11 protein-coding genes are annotated in these 16,971 nt (G+C 36.2%); 3 read left to right on the top strand and 8 right to left on the bottom strand.

Annotation, left to right across the window (positions count from 1 at the left end; genetic code table 11):
* Window positions 1-135: 135 nt before the first annotated feature.
* Window positions 136-1,254 (top strand): beta-ketoacyl-ACP synthase III, encoded by a 1,119-nt coding sequence (locus AC27G3_RS04790; protein WP_487119297.1) that lies wholly within the window; start codon window positions 136-138, stop codon window positions 1,252-1,254.
* A gap of 37 nt (window positions 1,255-1,291) precedes the next feature.
* On the opposite strand, the gene AC27G3_RS04785 is transcribed toward AC27G3_RS04790, so the two are convergent.
* The 3 genes from AC27G3_RS04785 to tal all read right to left on the bottom strand — a co-directional run bounded on the left by AC27G3_RS04785 (window position 1,292) and on the right by tal (window position 3,600).
* Window positions 1,292-2,140 (bottom strand): alpha/beta fold hydrolase, encoded by an 849-nt coding sequence (locus tag AC27G3_RS04785; protein ID WP_487119295.1) that lies wholly within the window; start codon window positions 2,138-2,140, stop codon window positions 1,292-1,294.
* Between the two features lie 201 nt (window positions 2,141-2,341).
* The gene (locus AC27G3_RS04780) at window positions 2,342-2,506 is read right to left on the bottom strand and encodes a DUF3545 family protein (protein ID WP_487119293.1); all 165 of its coding nucleotides are present in this window, start codon (window positions 2,504-2,506) and stop codon (window positions 2,342-2,344) included.
* 140 nt (window positions 2,507-2,646) lie between these two features.
* On the bottom strand, window positions 2,647-3,600 hold the full coding sequence (gene tal / locus AC27G3_RS04775; protein ID WP_487119291.1) for a transaldolase: 954 nt from the start codon (window positions 3,598-3,600) through the stop codon (window positions 2,647-2,649).
* A 441-nt stretch (window positions 3,601-4,041) separates the two neighbouring features.
* On the opposite strand from tal, the gene yaaA reads away from it, so the two are divergent.
* Window positions 4,042-4,815, top strand: coding sequence for a peroxide stress protein YaaA (gene yaaA, locus AC27G3_RS04770; RefSeq protein WP_487119289.1), 774 nt, complete (start codon window positions 4,042-4,044; stop codon window positions 4,813-4,815).
* Between the two features lie 77 nt (window positions 4,816-4,892).
* Here the strand turns inward: yaaA and AC27G3_RS04765 are convergent, their stop codons facing one another.
* The 5 genes from AC27G3_RS04765 to fldB form a co-directional block, all read right to left on the bottom strand.
* Window positions 4,893-7,739, bottom strand: a complete 2,847-nt coding sequence (locus tag AC27G3_RS04765; protein WP_487119287.1) for a TonB-dependent receptor plug domain-containing protein — start codon at window positions 7,737-7,739, stop codon at window positions 4,893-4,895.
* Between the two features lie 41 nt (window positions 7,740-7,780).
* Window positions 7,781-8,836 carry a FecR family protein gene (locus AC27G3_RS04760; RefSeq protein WP_487119285.1) on the bottom strand — a complete coding sequence of 352 codons (1,056 nt, stop codon included), beginning with the start codon at window positions 8,834-8,836 and terminating at the stop codon, window positions 7,781-7,783.
* A 167-nt stretch (window positions 8,837-9,003) separates the two neighbouring features.
* Window positions 9,004-13,599: a response regulator gene (locus AC27G3_RS04755; RefSeq protein WP_487119284.1), complete on the bottom strand. Its 4,596-nt coding sequence runs from the start codon at window positions 13,597-13,599 to the stop codon at window positions 9,004-9,006.
* A 309-nt stretch (window positions 13,600-13,908) separates the two neighbouring features.
* Complete coding sequence (gene srmB, locus AC27G3_RS04750; protein WP_487119283.1) at window positions 13,909-15,156, bottom strand: ATP-dependent RNA helicase SrmB; 1,248 nt, start codon at window positions 15,154-15,156, stop codon at window positions 13,909-13,911.
* Between the two features lie 87 nt (window positions 15,157-15,243).
* Complete coding sequence (gene fldB / locus AC27G3_RS04745; RefSeq protein WP_487119281.1) at window positions 15,244-15,777, bottom strand: flavodoxin FldB; 534 nt, start codon at window positions 15,775-15,777, stop codon at window positions 15,244-15,246.
* Between the two features lie 350 nt (window positions 15,778-16,127).
* Between fldB and AC27G3_RS04740 the strand changes: the two genes are divergently transcribed.
* Window positions 16,128-16,916 carry a thioredoxin fold domain-containing protein gene (locus AC27G3_RS04740; protein ID WP_487119279.1) on the top strand — a complete coding sequence of 263 codons (789 nt, stop codon included), beginning with the start codon at window positions 16,128-16,130 and terminating at the stop codon, window positions 16,914-16,916.
* Window positions 16,917-16,971 lie beyond the last annotated feature (55 nt).

Genomic DNA, 16,971 nt, shown 5'->3' with positions numbered 1-16,971 from the left:
TCGTTTGTGCGAAAGGGTGAAGCTGACATGGATATAAAGAGAACAAAATACTGGTAAGATCTGTGCATCGACACTCAGAGCTAGATAAAATATACTGTAGTAATTAATCAATGTTTTTTGTGTAGGGTTGTTTTTATGTCGGTAGTTATTAGTGGTACTGGGTTATACACTCCACCATATAGTATTTCAAATGATGAATTAGTTGATTGTTATAATCAGTATGTGGAGCGTTTTAATGCGGACAATAGTGATGAAATCGCCAAAGGGACTATAGGTGCGCTTGCTTTTTCAAGTAGTGAGTTTATTGAAAAAGCGTCAGGGATAAAAAGTCGTTATGTGATGTCCAAAGACGACATTCTTAATATTGATTTAATGCGTCCAACAATTAAGCAGCGTGAAAATGATGCTTTATCTTTGCAAGCTGAAATTGGTGTGTCGGCTGCTAAGCAAGCGATGTTAGCCGCTAATAAAAAGCCTGAAGATATAGATTTAGTGATTGTTGCTTGTGCATATACCCAGCGCTCATACCCTGCAATGGCTATTGAAATTCAACAAGCATTGGGCTGTGCTGGTTGGGGATTTGATATGCTTGTTGCTTGTTCTGCTGCAACATTTGGTATTATTAATGCTGCTAACGCCATTCGAAGTGGTACAGCTAAAACCGTGTTAGTTATAAATCCTGAAATTTTAACTCCGCAAATTAACTTTAGGGATCGCGATAGTCATTTTATTTTTGGTGATGTAGCAACAGCCTCTATTATTGAAGACGAGGCTACAGCAACCAGTGATCATTGTTTTAAAATTATTGCTGAACAACCTATTACTCAATTTTCAAATAATATACGAAGTAACATGGGGTATATGAATGTTTGCGACCATGAAACCGTGCATGCAGATGACAAATATTTTATTCAGCAAGGACGTAAAGTATTCAAAGAAGTGTTGCCAATGGTATCCAACTTAATTAGTTCGCAAATGGATAAAGTCGGCCTTAAATCTGAAGATATAAAGCGACTTTACTTACACCAAGCTAATATTAATATGAATGGTTTTATTGCAAAGAAAGTACTAGGTAGAGAGCCAAGCCTAACAGAAGCGCCTATTATATTAGATGAATACGCTAATACTAGTTCAGCTGGATGTATTATAGCTCTTCACAAGCACCACCAAGATCTGATATCTGGCGATAAAATGGTGCTTTGTTCATTCGGCGCAGGTTATTCTGCCTGTTGTCTTATTTTAGAACACCTTTAATAGGTAGCCGCCATTAGATTGAGAAAAACATTGTTGGCTATAAACCCCACTGGTTAATTACTTGATTAATCAGTGTGGCGGTTTCTTCTGGGTGTTCAAGTGGGAACATGTGCCCGCCAGGAATGCTATGAAGTTTTATTTTATCATTTTGTCTGGCAAAGCGTTTAAAAAAGTATCTTGGATATAAATCACTGCTTTCACCGTAGATTAACGCGGCAGGTACTTGCAGTTTGTTTTTTAATCGAGATAAATAAGTGGGTATATTTCTAAAGATTTCAGTTTCTGCTTGTGCATCAAAGGTCAGTTCTAATCTATTATTTCTCTGTGTTATGCCACTTTGGGTATAATCTTGCAAACAGCGGGGATCAAAGTTTTTAAATAATTGTCGCTGTTTAAACATTCTAGCTAAATCTGTATCTACAGGCCAATGGCTGCGCCTAACTTTTGCTTTACCTGCAGGAGTAATTTTATCTATATAGGCAGTATTTCTAACTAACTTCAAGACAAAACTCATTATCCCTGTCATTGCAGGAGGGTCGAGCATAATCAGCCCTTTAAATAATTCAGGTTGCTTGCAAGCGGCTAAAAAAGAAATGACACCACCAAAGGAATGGCCAACACAAATTACTGGTTCATTTTGCTCTTTAATATAATTAATGAGTTCATCGACTAAATACCGCCATTCATGATGAATAGGAAAGTTGGGGTTATGACCAAATTGCGGGTGCGCGACTGTTCTGTAATCATTAGAAAAGTAATGAAGAAATGTTTTATATGAGCCAGCTGGAAAACCATTAGCGTGGACGAAATTAATAAGCGGCTTATCTATAGTTGCAAGGTTATTTGGTATTTCATTCATGGTATTTAGTTTTGATGCTATAAGCATAGTGATTCAAACGACTGTTTGAAATACCATAACTAAAAACGGCTTAAATTGAAAGTAAAGAATTAACGCTAAGTGAGTGATTAATAATAACCAATGAATTTCCATTAAGGCCATGCAAGGAATGACAAAACGTTATTAAATAAAAACCCGATAGTCTTTTCAGATTATCGGGTTTTGTTTGAACATTAGTGAGAATGAAATTTATAAATCATCCAACATATATTCTAATGAGTTCTCATACACTCGTAATTCTTTCTCGAGTTCGAACTTGTCTCTCAGTTGTTCTATTTCACGCCATTTTCTTTTTTTATTATTACTTGTTTTAGACTTAGGTTGAGTAGCCATAACTTCTTGAAGTTTATTCATGAAACGCCCCTTTTATTATCTACAACTGCCCCTTTTTAATATCATAGGTTAGTAGAAAATAACATCATTTTATGATTATATTTTTCACAAAGTGATGGCCTTTCATTCAATTTTATAAGAAATTAAAGTAATAATTGCTGTTAAAGTAAGGCCGTTAACTGCTTTTCAAGCTTCTCTTGGTCGATAGCGAAATTTCTAATGCCTTCAGAAAGCTTTTCTGTTGCCATCGCATCTTGGTTCATCAACCAACGAAATTGTGACTCGCACAATGGCGCTTCATTTGCTTTGCTTGATGGCGTGGCCGATAACTTTTGGTTAACTGGGTTATTATTATTAGCGAGTTCTTCCATTAATTGTGGGCTAATGGTTAAGCGATCACAGCCAGCTAAAGCTAATATTTCTCCAGTGTTTCTAAAGCTTGCTCCCATAACAACAGTATTAAAACCTTGTTTTTTATAATAGTTATAAATTTCAGTTACCGAAATAACTCCCGGATCTTCTTCTGCACTATAATCGTCTCGGCCCGTGGATTTTTTATACCAATCGAGGATTCGACCAACAAAAGGTGAAATTAAATAAGTACCAGCTTCTGCGCAAGCTCTAGCTTGTGCAAAACTAAATAATAGGGTTAGGTTACAATTAATACCTTGCTTCTCTAATGCTTCTGCAGCTTTTATACCTTCCCAAGTTGAAGCAAGCTTGATCAAAATACGATCATTTTCAATTCCTGCTTCACTATACATTGCCATTAGCTTTTGTGCTTTTTCAATAGAGGCATTGGTATCGAATGATAGTCTTGCATCGACTTCTGTTGAAATTCTACCAGGGACAATTTTTAAAATCTCTAAACCGATAAGAACCGAAAGCTTGTCTGCTGCATCGATAACTTGTTGCTCTGCATCGCTTGATTGCGTTTTTGCCCACTCAACTGCATTAGTTAGTAGCTCTGCGTATTGTGGCATTTCAGCTGCTTTTAATAATAAAGAAGGGTTAGTGGTTGCATCTTGAGGCTGAAATTTAGCAATGGCTTCAATGTCGCCTGTGTCAGCAACTACAGTGGTCATGGTTTTTAATTGATCTAATTGGCTAGTCATAATATCGCCTTAATATTGATTATTGAATGGTGAAAAGTTGAAGAGATACAATGATGAATTATTACAACATTTTTAGTTAAAAATTGTCATAAACTAACAATATCTGCGCTACTTACTCTTTTATCTAAGCTATTTGTATCAAATTTTCATGATTAAGCAAGCATGAATAACGCTTTAGTGTAGAGTTTATTTGCATGTAGTTAGTGCTATTGGTTCTATGTTTCAACTTGTTAGCTATGCACGATTGATTTTTTGAAAGAAAAAATTTTTTACTACGCATAGTTAACTTGCATTTTCTGGCTGTTTTTACTCCACTTTAGTGTTAAAGAATTAATCAGAGAAAGAGTGCTACATAAGTTTGAAGAAATAATCGTGAAGTGATTTTATTGGTTTTGGCTTATGTTATAGTGACGACCTACATTATTTATATAAGAAAAGCTCATGTTACTTGTTGTGTCACCCGCTAAAAACTTAGACTTTGAGTCAGCGCTTAAAACTGATTTGCATTCTCAACCTAGCCTTCTTGAGCATAGTCAGTTATTGATTAAAGAGTGCGTTAAATTATCACCCGCTCAGTTGTCTTCATTAATGAGTATCAGTGATAAATTAGCTGGTTTAAATGCTGCAAGGTTTGGTGAATGGTCGCAGCCTTTTACTACAGATAATGCTAGACCTGCTGTTTTTGCTTTTAATGGTGATGTTTATTCCGGCCTAGATGCTCAAAGCTTATCTGACAAAGACTTTGCCTTTGCTCAGCAGCACATGAGAATTTTGTCCGGTTTATATGGTTTATTAAAGCCTTTAGATTTAATACAAGCTTATCGACTTGAAATGGGCACAAAATTAGAAAACCCACGAGGGACGAATTTGTATCAATTTTGGGGGGACATTATTACCAATGAAGTTAACCAAGCATTAAAAGAACAAGGTGATGACGTATTGATTAATTTAGCGTCTAATGAATATTTTAAATCCGTTAAGAAAAAGTCACTAAACGGCACGATAATCACGCCTGCTTTTAAAGATTGGAAAAATGGTCAGTATAAGATGATTAGCTTTTTTGCTAAAAAGGCGCGAGGTTTGATGGCTCGGTATATTATTGAGAATCAACTGACTGATATTGAACAGTTAAAGTCGTTCGATTTAGCTGGTTATCATTACAGCGAAGAATTTAGTAAGGGCAATGATTGGGTGTTCACTCGTAAAGAGTTGTAATTTAAACGTGGGTATTTCCTGCGCAATGCTACTTTACCAATATTTAGTATTGCGTAGTTGATTTTAGTTTTTTGAACTTAGAATTGATATTCTATGCCTGCATAATAGTAGGCACCGTTAAAACCAAACGGGGCAGAGCGTCGAGAATAAGTAAAAATTCCTGAGCTGTCGACAATCACATTACCTTGGCTATCGACAATTTTACCTGCGCGAGAATTACCAATGTTATTTTTGTCTGGGTAAACATCAAAAATATTATTCCCTCCTAGATTAAATGATAAATGGGGCGTTAAAAAATAATTTAATCTAAAATCTGTTAATGTTTTAGCGCCATAAGTTTGTTGCTCTCCATCTATAATTGTATATTCACCATAGCGATTAAAAGCAATTTGCACGGTAAAGTTATCCGAGCGATAAAAACTGGTAAAGCCAATGCGATCTTCAGGCTGCCAATCTTCAATGATGGATATTTCTTGTTTTGAAAATACTTTTTTTGCGGGAATATTAGTTAAATCACTACCTGAAGGGCTAAAAAGTCGACTAACTTTCGTGTTAGTAAAATTTGCTGATAATGTGAAATCTACAGTGCCTTGTAATAATGACGTACTCCAAGTACCAATTAAATCGACACCAGTTGTTTGCGTATCAGCGCCATTTAAAAAGAATTGCGCGGCACCTGCGCCAGAATCGTTGAGAATATTATCCAAGCTGTTTGATAAGCCATGCGTTAATTTATCGCTGATGACGATGCGATCCTCGATATTAATTTTATATAAATCAATAGTTAAGTTGATTTCATTACTGAAGGTGAACACAGTGCCCAAACTGATATTTACCGCTTTTTCTTCGGTTAACTCTGGAATACCAATATTTTTCGCTAACTGACTGTCGTTTCTAAAGGTGCCTACTTGAATGGGGATTTGATCGCCAGAGGGGTTGTTAGGATTACTGACAAATTGGGTACTGATATTATTAAAATAAAGTTGTTGCATTGATGGCGCTCTAAAACCCGTACTGATAGCACCACGAAAACTCACATTATCTTGTACCTGCCATTGAGAAGCTAACTTGAGATTGGTGCTTTGACCAAACCCGTCGTAGTTAACATACCTAAGCGCGCCATTAATATTGAAGTCATCTGTAAGGTAATATTCAACATCGGTATAAAATGAGATAACGTTACGAGATTCTTTTAAAGCTGAAAGCGGAGCAATACCACTAAAGCCTTGAATTCCTGGGCTATAATCTTGAGAAAATAACCCTCTACCATGTTGACTATCGTAATCGAAATAGGAATATAACTCGCCTGATTTAACTTGATAGCCGTCTTTGCGAAGTTCTGCTCCTGTGGCAAAAGAGAATAGGTCAAAGTCATGAGTGAAATCTATGTTTAGTGTGTGTAAGGTGAGTGCTAAACCATAGGCGTCAGCATTGCGCGGTGTAATATTTCTAATATCATCACTGGTTAATTTGTTGTCTTTAGCGTGCAGCGAATTAACAAAAGAGGCATTGATACTATCGCTGGTTCGGTAGTTAATCGTATTTTTGCCATAGGTATAAGAGATATCGAGACTCGTATCTAAAGTTAAGTCTATTTTGTAGCCCAAATTATATGAGCTATCTTTAATATCAGCATTTATTTTGGGTAAGTAGCCCCCTGGAATAACAACATCGGAGTCTGCTAATCTTGGATTGTCTAAAGCGTTGTTGTGTCGAAAAAAAGTGGCTGACTCATTTTCTCTATTTGAGTAGGTAAAAAAGCCATAAAGCTTGCCTTTAAAAAGTTGATAACCCGCATTAAGAGTTAAAGCTATTTGATGTGCGTTAGCATCACCAACTCTAAAGGTATTTCTCGAAGCATTTAATTCACTCGGGTTGTCTGTGACAAAAACTCCATCATTGTTAGCAGTGCAGCCATCGTATTGACAAGTGCCGTGTAATCCAGCTCGATTAGTGTATCCAGTTTCACGAAAGTTAACGCTAGTATTGATAAAACCGCTCTCTCCTAATGAGAAGCCATTAGATAGGCTAACGTTTTGGGTAGTGCCATCACCTTGTGTGTATTGTCCATAAGAAGCGGCAATAGCTCCGCCATGATTATTGTCATTAAGGACGATGTTGATAACACCTGCAATCGCATCTGAGCCATATTGCGCAGCAGCACCGTCTCTTAATACTTCAATACGTTTAATGGCGGCTATAGGTATTGCGTTTAGATCTGTGCCTGTAGCTCCTCTGCCAACAGAGCTATTAATGTGAATTAAACTTGCTTGGTGTCGACGTTTGCCGTTTATTAATACCAAGGTTTGATCTGGACCTAAACCTCTTAAAGTGGCGGGTTTAAATGCATCTGTTCCATCACTAATTGCTGAGCTTGAGAAGTTGAAAGAGGGGGCGATGGTTTGAAGCATTTTACCAACTTCTGTTTGACCTGTATTGATTAAAGCCTCTGCGCTAAATATATCGACAGGGACAGGTAAATCCCCTATAGATCGTCCTGATATTCTACTGCCTAATATAGTGATCTTTTCAACGTGGTTTGCTGGTGAAGCCTTTTTAGTGTGACTCTTCGATGTTTGTGGGGAGGTTAATGAAGTTAACGATTGAGATTCTGGTTTATTTAGCTCGATAGTAAATTGACCATTTTTATTCATTGTGGCAATTAAGGGAGTATTTTTTAACAGTTTTTTAAGACCGTATTTAGTTGTATAAACACCTTTTAAACGATTAGCTTGGTATTGTTGAGTGAGTTCAAAAGGAAAAACGATAGTTTGATTGATAGTTTTAGCAAAAGCAATGAGTGCTTTGTCGGCGCTTTGTTGCTTGATATCAAACTGAATTAGCTCATCTGCAAAGACCGTATTACTTATAATAAACAGTAATACTGTTAAAAACCTCTGCATGTTAGATGAAAAATTGAACATGAAATATTAATACGCCCTAATTACAAACAGCGACGAAAAAATTAATAAGTAGCCGAAGTTAGCACAATTGTATTGTTGCTTACGCGGGTGTAATTAATATCAAAGTTACTATTTAAAGAGGCTAATAAGCCATTGATATCACCTGCTTTAAAATAGCCAGCAACTTTTAAGCTTGATAATTCATCATTTGAAAGGGTAAATCGAGTACGGGTATACCGGCTCACTTCATTGAGTACTTGATCTAAAGGCTCACCTTCAAATATTAAAATGCCTTGTTGCCAAGCAAGATCGCGTTGTGCATTATCAGACGATATTTTTGATGCAGGCGTGACTTGGTTATTAGCAATAACAGATTTTTCACCTGAAATAACGACAGAGCCTGGAAGATGAGCTGATGTCGGATTTTTAAATGCTTGAGTAATATTTTCAAGAGGTTCTACAGCGCGGGTAATTAATACTTTACCTTCAGTAACGAGCAATTCCATGGCTTGTTCATTGTCTTTTTGAACATTAAAAATAGTGCCTAATGCGGTAAATGATTGCTGGCCTGCTTTTACGGTAAATGGGCGCTCTTTATCTTTGGCAACTTCAAAGTTGGCTTCACCTCGGATAAGAGTTAATTGCCTTTGATAAGGTGTATAGGCAACGGTAACAATACTGTTAGTGTTTAATTGAATAATACTACCATCTGATAAAGTAAAGCTCGTTTGCTCGCCTATTCGGGTCTTAAATGTTTGAGTTTTTACTAAAGGCGCTTGCTCTGAAAACATTATGAAGGAATGAGATTTCAGTAAATTAACACCTACAAGTGACACCAATAGTAAACTTGCTGCAATAACGCTGGCAAACACTTTACTTCTTGGTTTACTTGGTGCCTTCTCTATTGGAAATAAACCATTGAGCTCTTTAAGAACACTAATATCATCCCAAGAGGATGCCATTGCTAACAGCATTTTATGATGAGACTTGTCTTGGTTAATCCAAATAGTCAGCTCTTGTTTTTCTGTTGAAGATAATCCATGATCCATACGGCTAATCCAAAGGCATGCCTGCTCTTGAATCCGGTTTTTATGATGAATTTGGTTGTTATCGCTCATTAGTAGATTAACTCTTTATTTTTTAACTTACTTTGCTTATTGGTAATAGCGAACGACTATCATTGAGACTATCATTGATTAGTCGGTTAAAATTTACACTATTAAGTATATTGTACACTCTTTAGTATGCAGTTTGCTACTCGCTTTTTAATTATCGATCTCTTTACTTATATGCTATTAAGGTATTTAGAAAAAATTTCTAACAGTTCGTTATAGTCACTTATTATCAAATTATTCAAATGTATTATTTCATTGTCACTTTTAGACTTTACTGATAACTCTAATAAATGTGAATGGTTAGACAATTTCAAAGCACTTAAATTTCCTGCCATCCCTTTAATAGTATGAGCGTAATAATGAATTTGCGAATAGTCCTTTTTGATTATTACTTTATTGAGTGCGTCCAAATGTTCAGGCATATCTTTGATAAAGGTTTCTATTAGCATTTTTAATAATTGTTCATTATTACGAACCCTATGTAAGCATGCTTTTAAGTTCCAATGAGGTATATCTTCTTGATTAACTTCATCCGTAACAACAGGAATGTCATCTTGTGGAGGAGTCGTTTTATTTTTAGTGGTTAATTCTGGTGAGTGTAACCAATTATTCATTTTTTCAGTCAGTAATTCAGGCTCAATAGGTTTACTTAAATAGTCGCTCATACCATGCGCCAGGCATTTTTCTCTATCGCCTCTCATTGCATTAGCGGTCATCGCAATAATGGGGATACTTTTATAGTGTAATCCTGCATCCCCTTGGCGTATTTTCTGACTCGCCTGGTAACCATCCATCTCAGGCATCTGGCAATCCATTAAAATTAATGTGTAAAGATTGTTTTTGTTTGTAGATAGTAAGGCTTCTATTGCTTCTATTCCATTGTTGCTAACATCGGCTGCAAGTCCAATTTTGTCTAATATACCAAGAGCAACAAGTTGGTTAATACGATTATCTTCAACAATGAGAATATGAGTGTCTGCGGGCCATTCGTTAGTATTTTTTGCATTTATGTTAATAGGTGATGGTTCGTTACTTTTAGTAAAGCTTTGCAAATAATTATGGGTAACTAAAGGCGAAGAGCTCTTCTTCCTCGAATCATATTCTTCTTTTGAATCAACGACAATAGCTAATGCATCCATTAAATCTGATGTTGTAGCGGGTTTTGGAAAAAATGCATCAAAACCAATATTTGTAAAAAATTCAGAATCATTGCCTTGAGATATAGATGTCATCATCACCATTTTCATCTTATTAAATTGAGGGTTTGCTCTAAAATATTTACCTAATTGGGCACCGTCCATTTCAGGCATTTGCATATCTAAAAATGCGACATCAAATAATGCTAACTTAGAAGAGGGCATTAATCTCTGTTCACAAATGGCTATTGCTTCTTTTGCATTGGTTGCCTCAGTCACCTTTGCACCCCAATGTTCGAGTTGCCCTCTTAATACTTCTCTGTTAGTTAGGTTGTCGTCGACAATAAGTAAATCCAACAAGCCTATATCTATGCTCGGAATCACTTTTTCAGATTGTTGACTGGTTTTTATGACTATAGTGAATTCGAAAACACTTCCTTTACCTTCAATACTTTTAGCACTAATTGTACCGTCCATTAATTGACAAAGTTTTTTACTAATAGATAAGCCTAAACCAGTACCGCCATATTTTCTTGTGGTTGAAGCATCTATCTGAGAGAATTTTTCAAATAACCCTTCTATTTTATCTGAGGCAATGCCAATACCGGTATCTTCAATAAGGCAATGCAAGGTAAGTGTTTCTTGGTCAATGGCATGTGTAGCAACCCGGATGATGATTTCGCCTTGTTGGGTAAACTTAATCGCATTTCCGACAAGGTTGGTTAATATTTGCCTGATTCTCCCTTGATCCCCTTTAACGAATGATTGTTCAACTTGGGTTATATCAAGAATAACTTCTAGGCCTTTGCTTTGTGCTTTTAGTGCCATCGCTTCTGTAAATTCACCTAACATGCCGCGCAAATTAAAATCGCAATACTCTAATTCCAATTTTCCAGCTTCAACTTTGGAAAAATCTAGAATATCGTTAATCAATGTTAATAAAGATTCCGCACTAGATTTAGCGAGGTTAGCTTTATGAAGCTGATCAGTAGTTAATTCACTATTTAAAAGGAGACCTAGCATGCCTAATACTCCGTTCATAGGCGTGCGTATTTCATGACTCATACTGGCAAGAAATTCACTCTTTAATTGACTATTGTGTTCGGCAGACTTTGATGCTTCTTTTAACATAGTTCGAGCATTTTCTTGAATGATACAAGTGCTAAACATTTCCCCGACTTGCTTTAATAGCGTTATCCTTTCTGTGCTTTTATCTGGTACTTTCTCAGTATAAAGAAATAATACACCAATTACTGTGTCGCTACTTTGGGTGTGGTTAATCAAAGGAACAATATATTGACTGTAATCTTTTGCTTTAGCACCATGGCTTTCTTGATTGATAGTCTTGATTACTATTTCACCCGACTCAGCTGATTTAAGGTAATGCTCATTATGACAAATTGCCCCCTCCTGATTATACTGCTCTGAAATATCACCAACACTTGAGTACAAACTTAACTGTTGAGAACTTCCGTCGATTAACAGTACGCCACCGCTTTTTTGTTGTTGAAGATCATCAAGTTCGAATAATTGTTCAATGGCACTACTTAGTTTTGTGCTTAACGATCTTGCTTGTGTTAGCGCATTAGATACTAACAGTTTTATTTCGGTGATCTGGTGAAGCTTTTGCAGTTGCTTTTCGTGTTTTTTACGCAAGGAGATATCGCGAGACATTGCCGTAAAGTACTGCTCGTCACCGATATTAACTTGAGATACAGTGAGCTCAAGTTCAAAGGTAGTTCCATCCCTTCTAAAGCCTTCAACTTCTAGCGGGCGATTAAGAATGTTAGGTCTTTTTGTCTCAAGGTAATAATTAAAACCTTCTATATATTGCTGACGAAGAGCTGGTGGGATAATTTCAGAAATATGCTTACCATGTAACTCTTCTTGGCTAAAACCGTACATCCTTTCTGCCGCTGGGTTAAAAGCTTGTATCGCTCCACGGGTATCTATACTTATAATGCCATCAGCAGCTGAGTTAAACATTCCTCTTGCAAAAGCTTCACTTTTGGCGAGTTTTAATTCAGATTCTTTTCTTTCACCGATGTCGATAATTGTGCCGATAATTCTTTTTGGGGCGTCATCAACAGTGCGCTCTACTAACTTACCGCTATCGTGTAGCCACACCCAATGACCTAACTTATGCTTTATTCTTAATTCGCAGGCATAATTATCTTTTTTCCCCGACAAGTGTTCATCCATTATCATCATGACTTGAGCTATTTCATCTGGATGTAATAATGAAGCCCATTTATCAACAGTAAAGGGATCTAATTCCCCCTTATCGTAACCTAGAATATCGTACCAATGTTGACTGCATACAACATTACCTGAAAGGATATCCCAATCCCAAATGCCTACACCTGTATTATCGATAATTAAAGAAAGTTGATTCGCATTCTCTGTCAACTCACTTTGTTGTTGTTGTTGAGTTTTAACCATAAAGTTAAATGCGTGGGTGAGCTGTCCAATTTCATCATTAGCAACTTGATCTATTTGGTGAATAGCTTCTCCAGAAGCAACTTTTAGGCTTGCCTTAGCCAAATTTTCAATTGGGGTTGTAATTTTTCTTGCTAGAAAGATCGCTATGCAAATAGTGATCAAAGCAGTAGCGATAAATATAAAGATGATTAACTGGGCCAACCAGTGAACTTCAGCTAATGCGTCGTCGTAATGAACTTCACTAATGAGTTGCCAATTAATATTACCAACATTGATGTTTTGTTTGATGCCCAGTACTTCAATATCTTCTATACCTATATAGGGCTTAACTTTTGTTGGAAATGCTATATTCGTTGATACATCTTGTTTATTTGACTGTGCGTTGAATATAGTATTTTTATCAGTTTTCTTATTAAAATCGACTAACCAGTTACCATGAATTGGAGTCTGTAATCTCGATTGCTCATCAATAATATAATGAATGATGGAATTAGAGTAATCAGAGTCCATTAATTGATAAATACGATCTAGCTTTATTTGAATGGCAAGTAAACCCAAAGTGTTTCCGTCAGAGTTGGTCATTGGGGAAATAATGAAACCCGATAATAAATTATTCGACGGTTCGTATGACTCGAGACCTGAAAATAATGTTTTACCTGTGGTCAGTGTGTTTTTCACTGTATTTGAAAAAAGAGTATTACTATATTTTCCCGTTAGAATATTGGTTCCAAGGTCTGGTTCATTAGATAAGTTCAGCAGAATATTACCTACCGGATCAATTAAAAATAAATCATAAATATAATCATACTGTTCTCTTATGGTTAGCAAGTTGTTATTAGTGCTATTTTTAATTTTTTGCCAATCAGGGCTGTTTATATATTCACTTAGCGATAGGTTACTTTTTTGCCAATCTTGGCTAATTTCAAGCAACTTATTTTGATTACTTTGAATTTTTGCAAATGCGGTTACATCTGTAAAACGATATTCAAACCAGTTAGTTATAAAATTTTTATTAGTGAGTGAAGATTGCTTTAATGAAATCGTAGCTGCTTTAACTAAGCTCTTTTTACTTTGTTGATAACTACTCCAAGAAACAATCACCAGAGGAACTAGCGTAATAATCAATAACCAGGATAATAATCGATTTTGCAAAGAAGAGGTTTTATTCGGTTGCGAGGCTACAGACATAAAAGTTTCTCAATAAGTGTTAAATAAACAGGCGAGAAGTAGATGTAATTAGTTGAGTAAATTTCAAGCCTCTTCATTTTTACCACTTTTTGTATTAAAAGTTCTAGGTAAATCAGCTTTTAAGGTGATTAATTTTACTTAGCGATATCATCACTATAGTTCGTTATTTCTTTTTAATGGATGAAATAGTTGTTATTTAGTTATTTAGTTAGTTATAAGTTAATGTTAAGGGAAGAGGAGAAAGCTTGGGTAAGCAAAATCAAGACGTAAGAACGAGGGGGTATTCTTACGTCTAAAGAATGTTAGTCGTTATTTTTTAACACGTTTAGCTATTTTTTTAGATTGTTTTTTCGCTTTTGCTTTCTTTTGTGCGCTACTTCGTTTTATTTTCGGTTTCTTTACCGCAACACGCGACTCTTTATTTTTAGGGCGTAGTTCATCAATTACTCTTCGTTGCAAACGTTCATCTTGAAAACGTTCTATTTTTGCTATGACAGCCATGTCGTGTGCTTCAACCAACGAAATTGCCGTACCTTTATTGCCTGCTCTAGCTGTACGTCCAATGCGGTGAATATATATATCAACTTTGCGCGGCATATCAAAATTAATGACATGAGAAATATCGTCGATATCTAAGCCACGTGCCGCAACATCAGTTGCGACTAATATATTGACCTTGCCGCTTTTTAACCGCTCAATCGCCGTGTTACGTTTATCTTGAAGCATTTTTCCTTCTAGCCAAACACAGGGTAATTCTTGGGCGTATAATTTACCTGATAACGTTTGAACCGTTTCACGTTTGTTAGCAAAAACTACCGCTCTGGTAACATCTTCTTGTTTGAGGATGTTATATAAAAGTTCTAACTTATGATCGAAGCTATCAGCAAGGTGTATCCACTGATGTACTTTCGCTTTTTCTTTTCGAGAAGGGTTAGCTTCTAAAAATACGGGATCTGTTAATACTTCTCTAGCAAAACGACTGACCCCACCACTTTGTAATGTTGCAGAAAACAGCATGGTTTGTTTACGCCATCTTGCTTCGGCAGCAATTCTGTTAATGCTTTCGCTAAAGCCCATGTCTAACATTCGATCGGCTTCATCAAGAACTAAAATTTCAATTTCTCTCGCGTCAAATTGTTCATTTTCAATATACTCTAATAAACGACCTGGGGTGGCGACTAAAATATCAGTATTCGTGGTAAGAATATCATTATGGCTGCCATAGTTAACACCACCAGTAATGACACCTGTTTTAATATTAGTTAATTCAGTGAGGTTTTTACTGTCTTCACCAATTTGCAATGCGAGCTCGCGAGTTGGCGTTAAAATAAGTACACGCGGAAAACCCGGACTAGATCTAGGATAATCCAATAAATGCTGGGCAATGGGTAAAAGGAATGAAGCCGTTTTTCCTGTACCGGTAGGTGCTGATGCTAACACATCTAAGCCTCTCATCGCTTCAGGTATCACTAACTCTTGAATTGACGTTGGTTTTTTATAACCGCTTTTTTTTACTGCCGCCAATAATTCTGAGTCGAGGTCGAACTGCTCAAACATACTTTTTTATCCATTAAATGAGTGAGGTACTGATAAGTACCTAGATAGGTAAATTATACCGTAATGTTAGTTAATCACCACAACAAATTATGAAGCGAGTATTTCACTTATTTCATTATTTATTTGTGAAACCCACTGGCTAATGCGTTCATCAGTTAATTCATATTGAGTTTCATCGTCTAATGATAGTCCTACAAACTGTTGTTGATCTGCTGTTAATGCTTTAGATGCGGCAAACTCATATCCTTCGTTAGGCCAGTAGCCAATAATATAGGCTTGAGTCGGGGCAAGTTGTTGGTGCAACATACCCAATGCATCTTGAAACCATTCGCTATACCCTATTTGATCACCCATGCCATATAAAGCAACCACTTTGCCTGCTAAATCAAGCTGGCTTACCTCCTCCCAACTCGATTCCCAATCCTCTTGGAGCTCACCATAATCCCAAGTTGAAATACCAAAAATAAGAAAATCATATGTTTGGCAAAGCGCTAAGCTTTCATCTTTAATATTATGAAGGGTAAGGGTAAAATCTGTTTGACTTTCAAAGCTAGTTTGCATTTTTTCAGCAACCATTTCGGTATAACAGGTTGTTGAACCATAAAATAAACCAATTTTCATAAAACGGTCTCATTCAAGAGATGAAAAATTTGCCATAGTTTATCAGAAGCAATAGGTCAGGGGCTACTTTACTCATACCTTTAATTAGTGGCTGGTAGATTTTGAGCTTATTTATTGTTAGCTTGCTAGGCCAGATACAAATTGTATGGATAAAGCATGTTGCTTGAACAAAAACCAACTTTGCAAGATCAACAAGGCCTAAAAGAACGTGAAATAATTTTGCGAGATTTTTCATGATTAATCATGCTAAGCTGTAATTTTAGTGTCTATGATACGGTCAACTTAATTTGAACGGTTGATTAACAACACTATTGACCTTTTTTAAAAGTAATTTTTTGGATGTTTTATTAATGTTTAAACTTATATCGAAGAAAAAATTTGCCGTATTAGTAGCTGGCTTAGTTAGTTGCTTTTCCATGGTTTTTGTATTTGCGGGCGACACAGGAACAACAACTACTTCCCCGAAAGAGATTAGCTTAGACGCTGAATCACTTAAAGCAAATTTAAAGAAGTCATTAGGACTAACAGTTTCAGATGTCATGAAAACGCCTTTACCGGGTATTGCATTGGTGGTGACTGACCAAGGTGTTTTTTATTCAAGCTATGATGGTGAATTCTTTATTCAAGGAAAAGTTTATCATGTGAACGATGGTGTTACCGACTTGGCTGATGCAAGTTTAGCTGAAACTCGTTTAAAGGGTATCGCAAAATTCGAAGATGATATGATTGTCTACCCTGCAAAAAATGAAAAGCATGTCGTGACTGTTTATACTGATATTACGTGTGGTTACTGTCGTAAATTGCACGAACAAATGGATGATTATAATGCCAAAGGCATTACCGTGAGATATTTACCTTATCCGCGTTCGGGCATTTATGACAGACAAGGAGGGTTATCTCAGGGGTTTAAAGATTTACGCTCAATATGGTGTAACGAAAACCCTAACGAAGCATTAACTAAAGCGAAAGCCGGATCAGGTGTAGTGCAACGTATTTGTGATAAACCGTTAGAGGAGGAGTTTAATTTCGCTCGTCGAGTAGGGATTAATGCAACTCCAGCAATTATTTTTTCAAATGGTAAGATGGTTCCTGGTTATCAAGATCCTAATAAACTGTCTCAAATGTTGGAGAATTTATAAGTTGTAATTTTTATAATTAACATGCAATAAATTATAACAAGGGTTGATATGATAA

It is taken from the genome of Colwellia sp. SU-HH01217 (assembly GCF_057543495.1).
This window is presented reverse-complemented; position numbering and strand designations above follow the sequence as displayed.

Bases quoted from the DNA above. Each gene is read 5' to 3' on its own strand.
- AC27G3_RS04790 (WP_487119297.1), top strand. From the start codon at position 136: ATGTCGGTAGTTATTAGTGGTACTGGGTTATACACTCCACCATATAGT.
- AC27G3_RS04785 (WP_487119295.1), bottom strand. From the start codon at position 2,140: ATGCTTATAGCATCAAAACTAAATACCATGAATGAAATACCAAATAAC.
- AC27G3_RS04780 (WP_487119293.1), bottom strand. From the start codon at position 2,506: ATGAATAAACTTCAAGAAGTTATGGCTACTCAACCTAAGTCTAAAACA.
- tal (WP_487119291.1), bottom strand. From the start codon at position 3,600: ATGACTAGCCAATTAGATCAATTAAAAACCATGACCACTGTAGTTGCT.
- yaaA (WP_487119289.1), top strand. From the start codon at position 4,042: ATGTTACTTGTTGTGTCACCCGCTAAAAACTTAGACTTTGAGTCAGCG.
- AC27G3_RS04765 (WP_487119287.1), bottom strand. From the start codon at position 7,739: ATGTTCAATTTTTCATCTAACATGCAGAGGTTTTTAACAGTATTACTG.
- AC27G3_RS04760 (WP_487119285.1), bottom strand. From the start codon at position 8,836: ATGAGCGATAACAACCAAATTCATCATAAAAACCGGATTCAAGAGCAG.
- AC27G3_RS04755 (WP_487119284.1), bottom strand. From the start codon at position 13,599: ATGTCTGTAGCCTCGCAACCGAATAAAACCTCTTCTTTGCAAAATCGA.
- srmB (WP_487119283.1), bottom strand. From the start codon at position 15,156: ATGTTTGAGCAGTTCGACCTCGACTCAGAATTATTGGCGGCAGTAAAA.
- fldB (WP_487119281.1), bottom strand. From the start codon at position 15,777: ATGAAAATTGGTTTATTTTATGGTTCAACAACCTGTTATACCGAAATG.
- AC27G3_RS04740 (WP_487119279.1), top strand. From the start codon at position 16,128: ATGTTTAAACTTATATCGAAGAAAAAATTTGCCGTATTAGTAGCTGGC.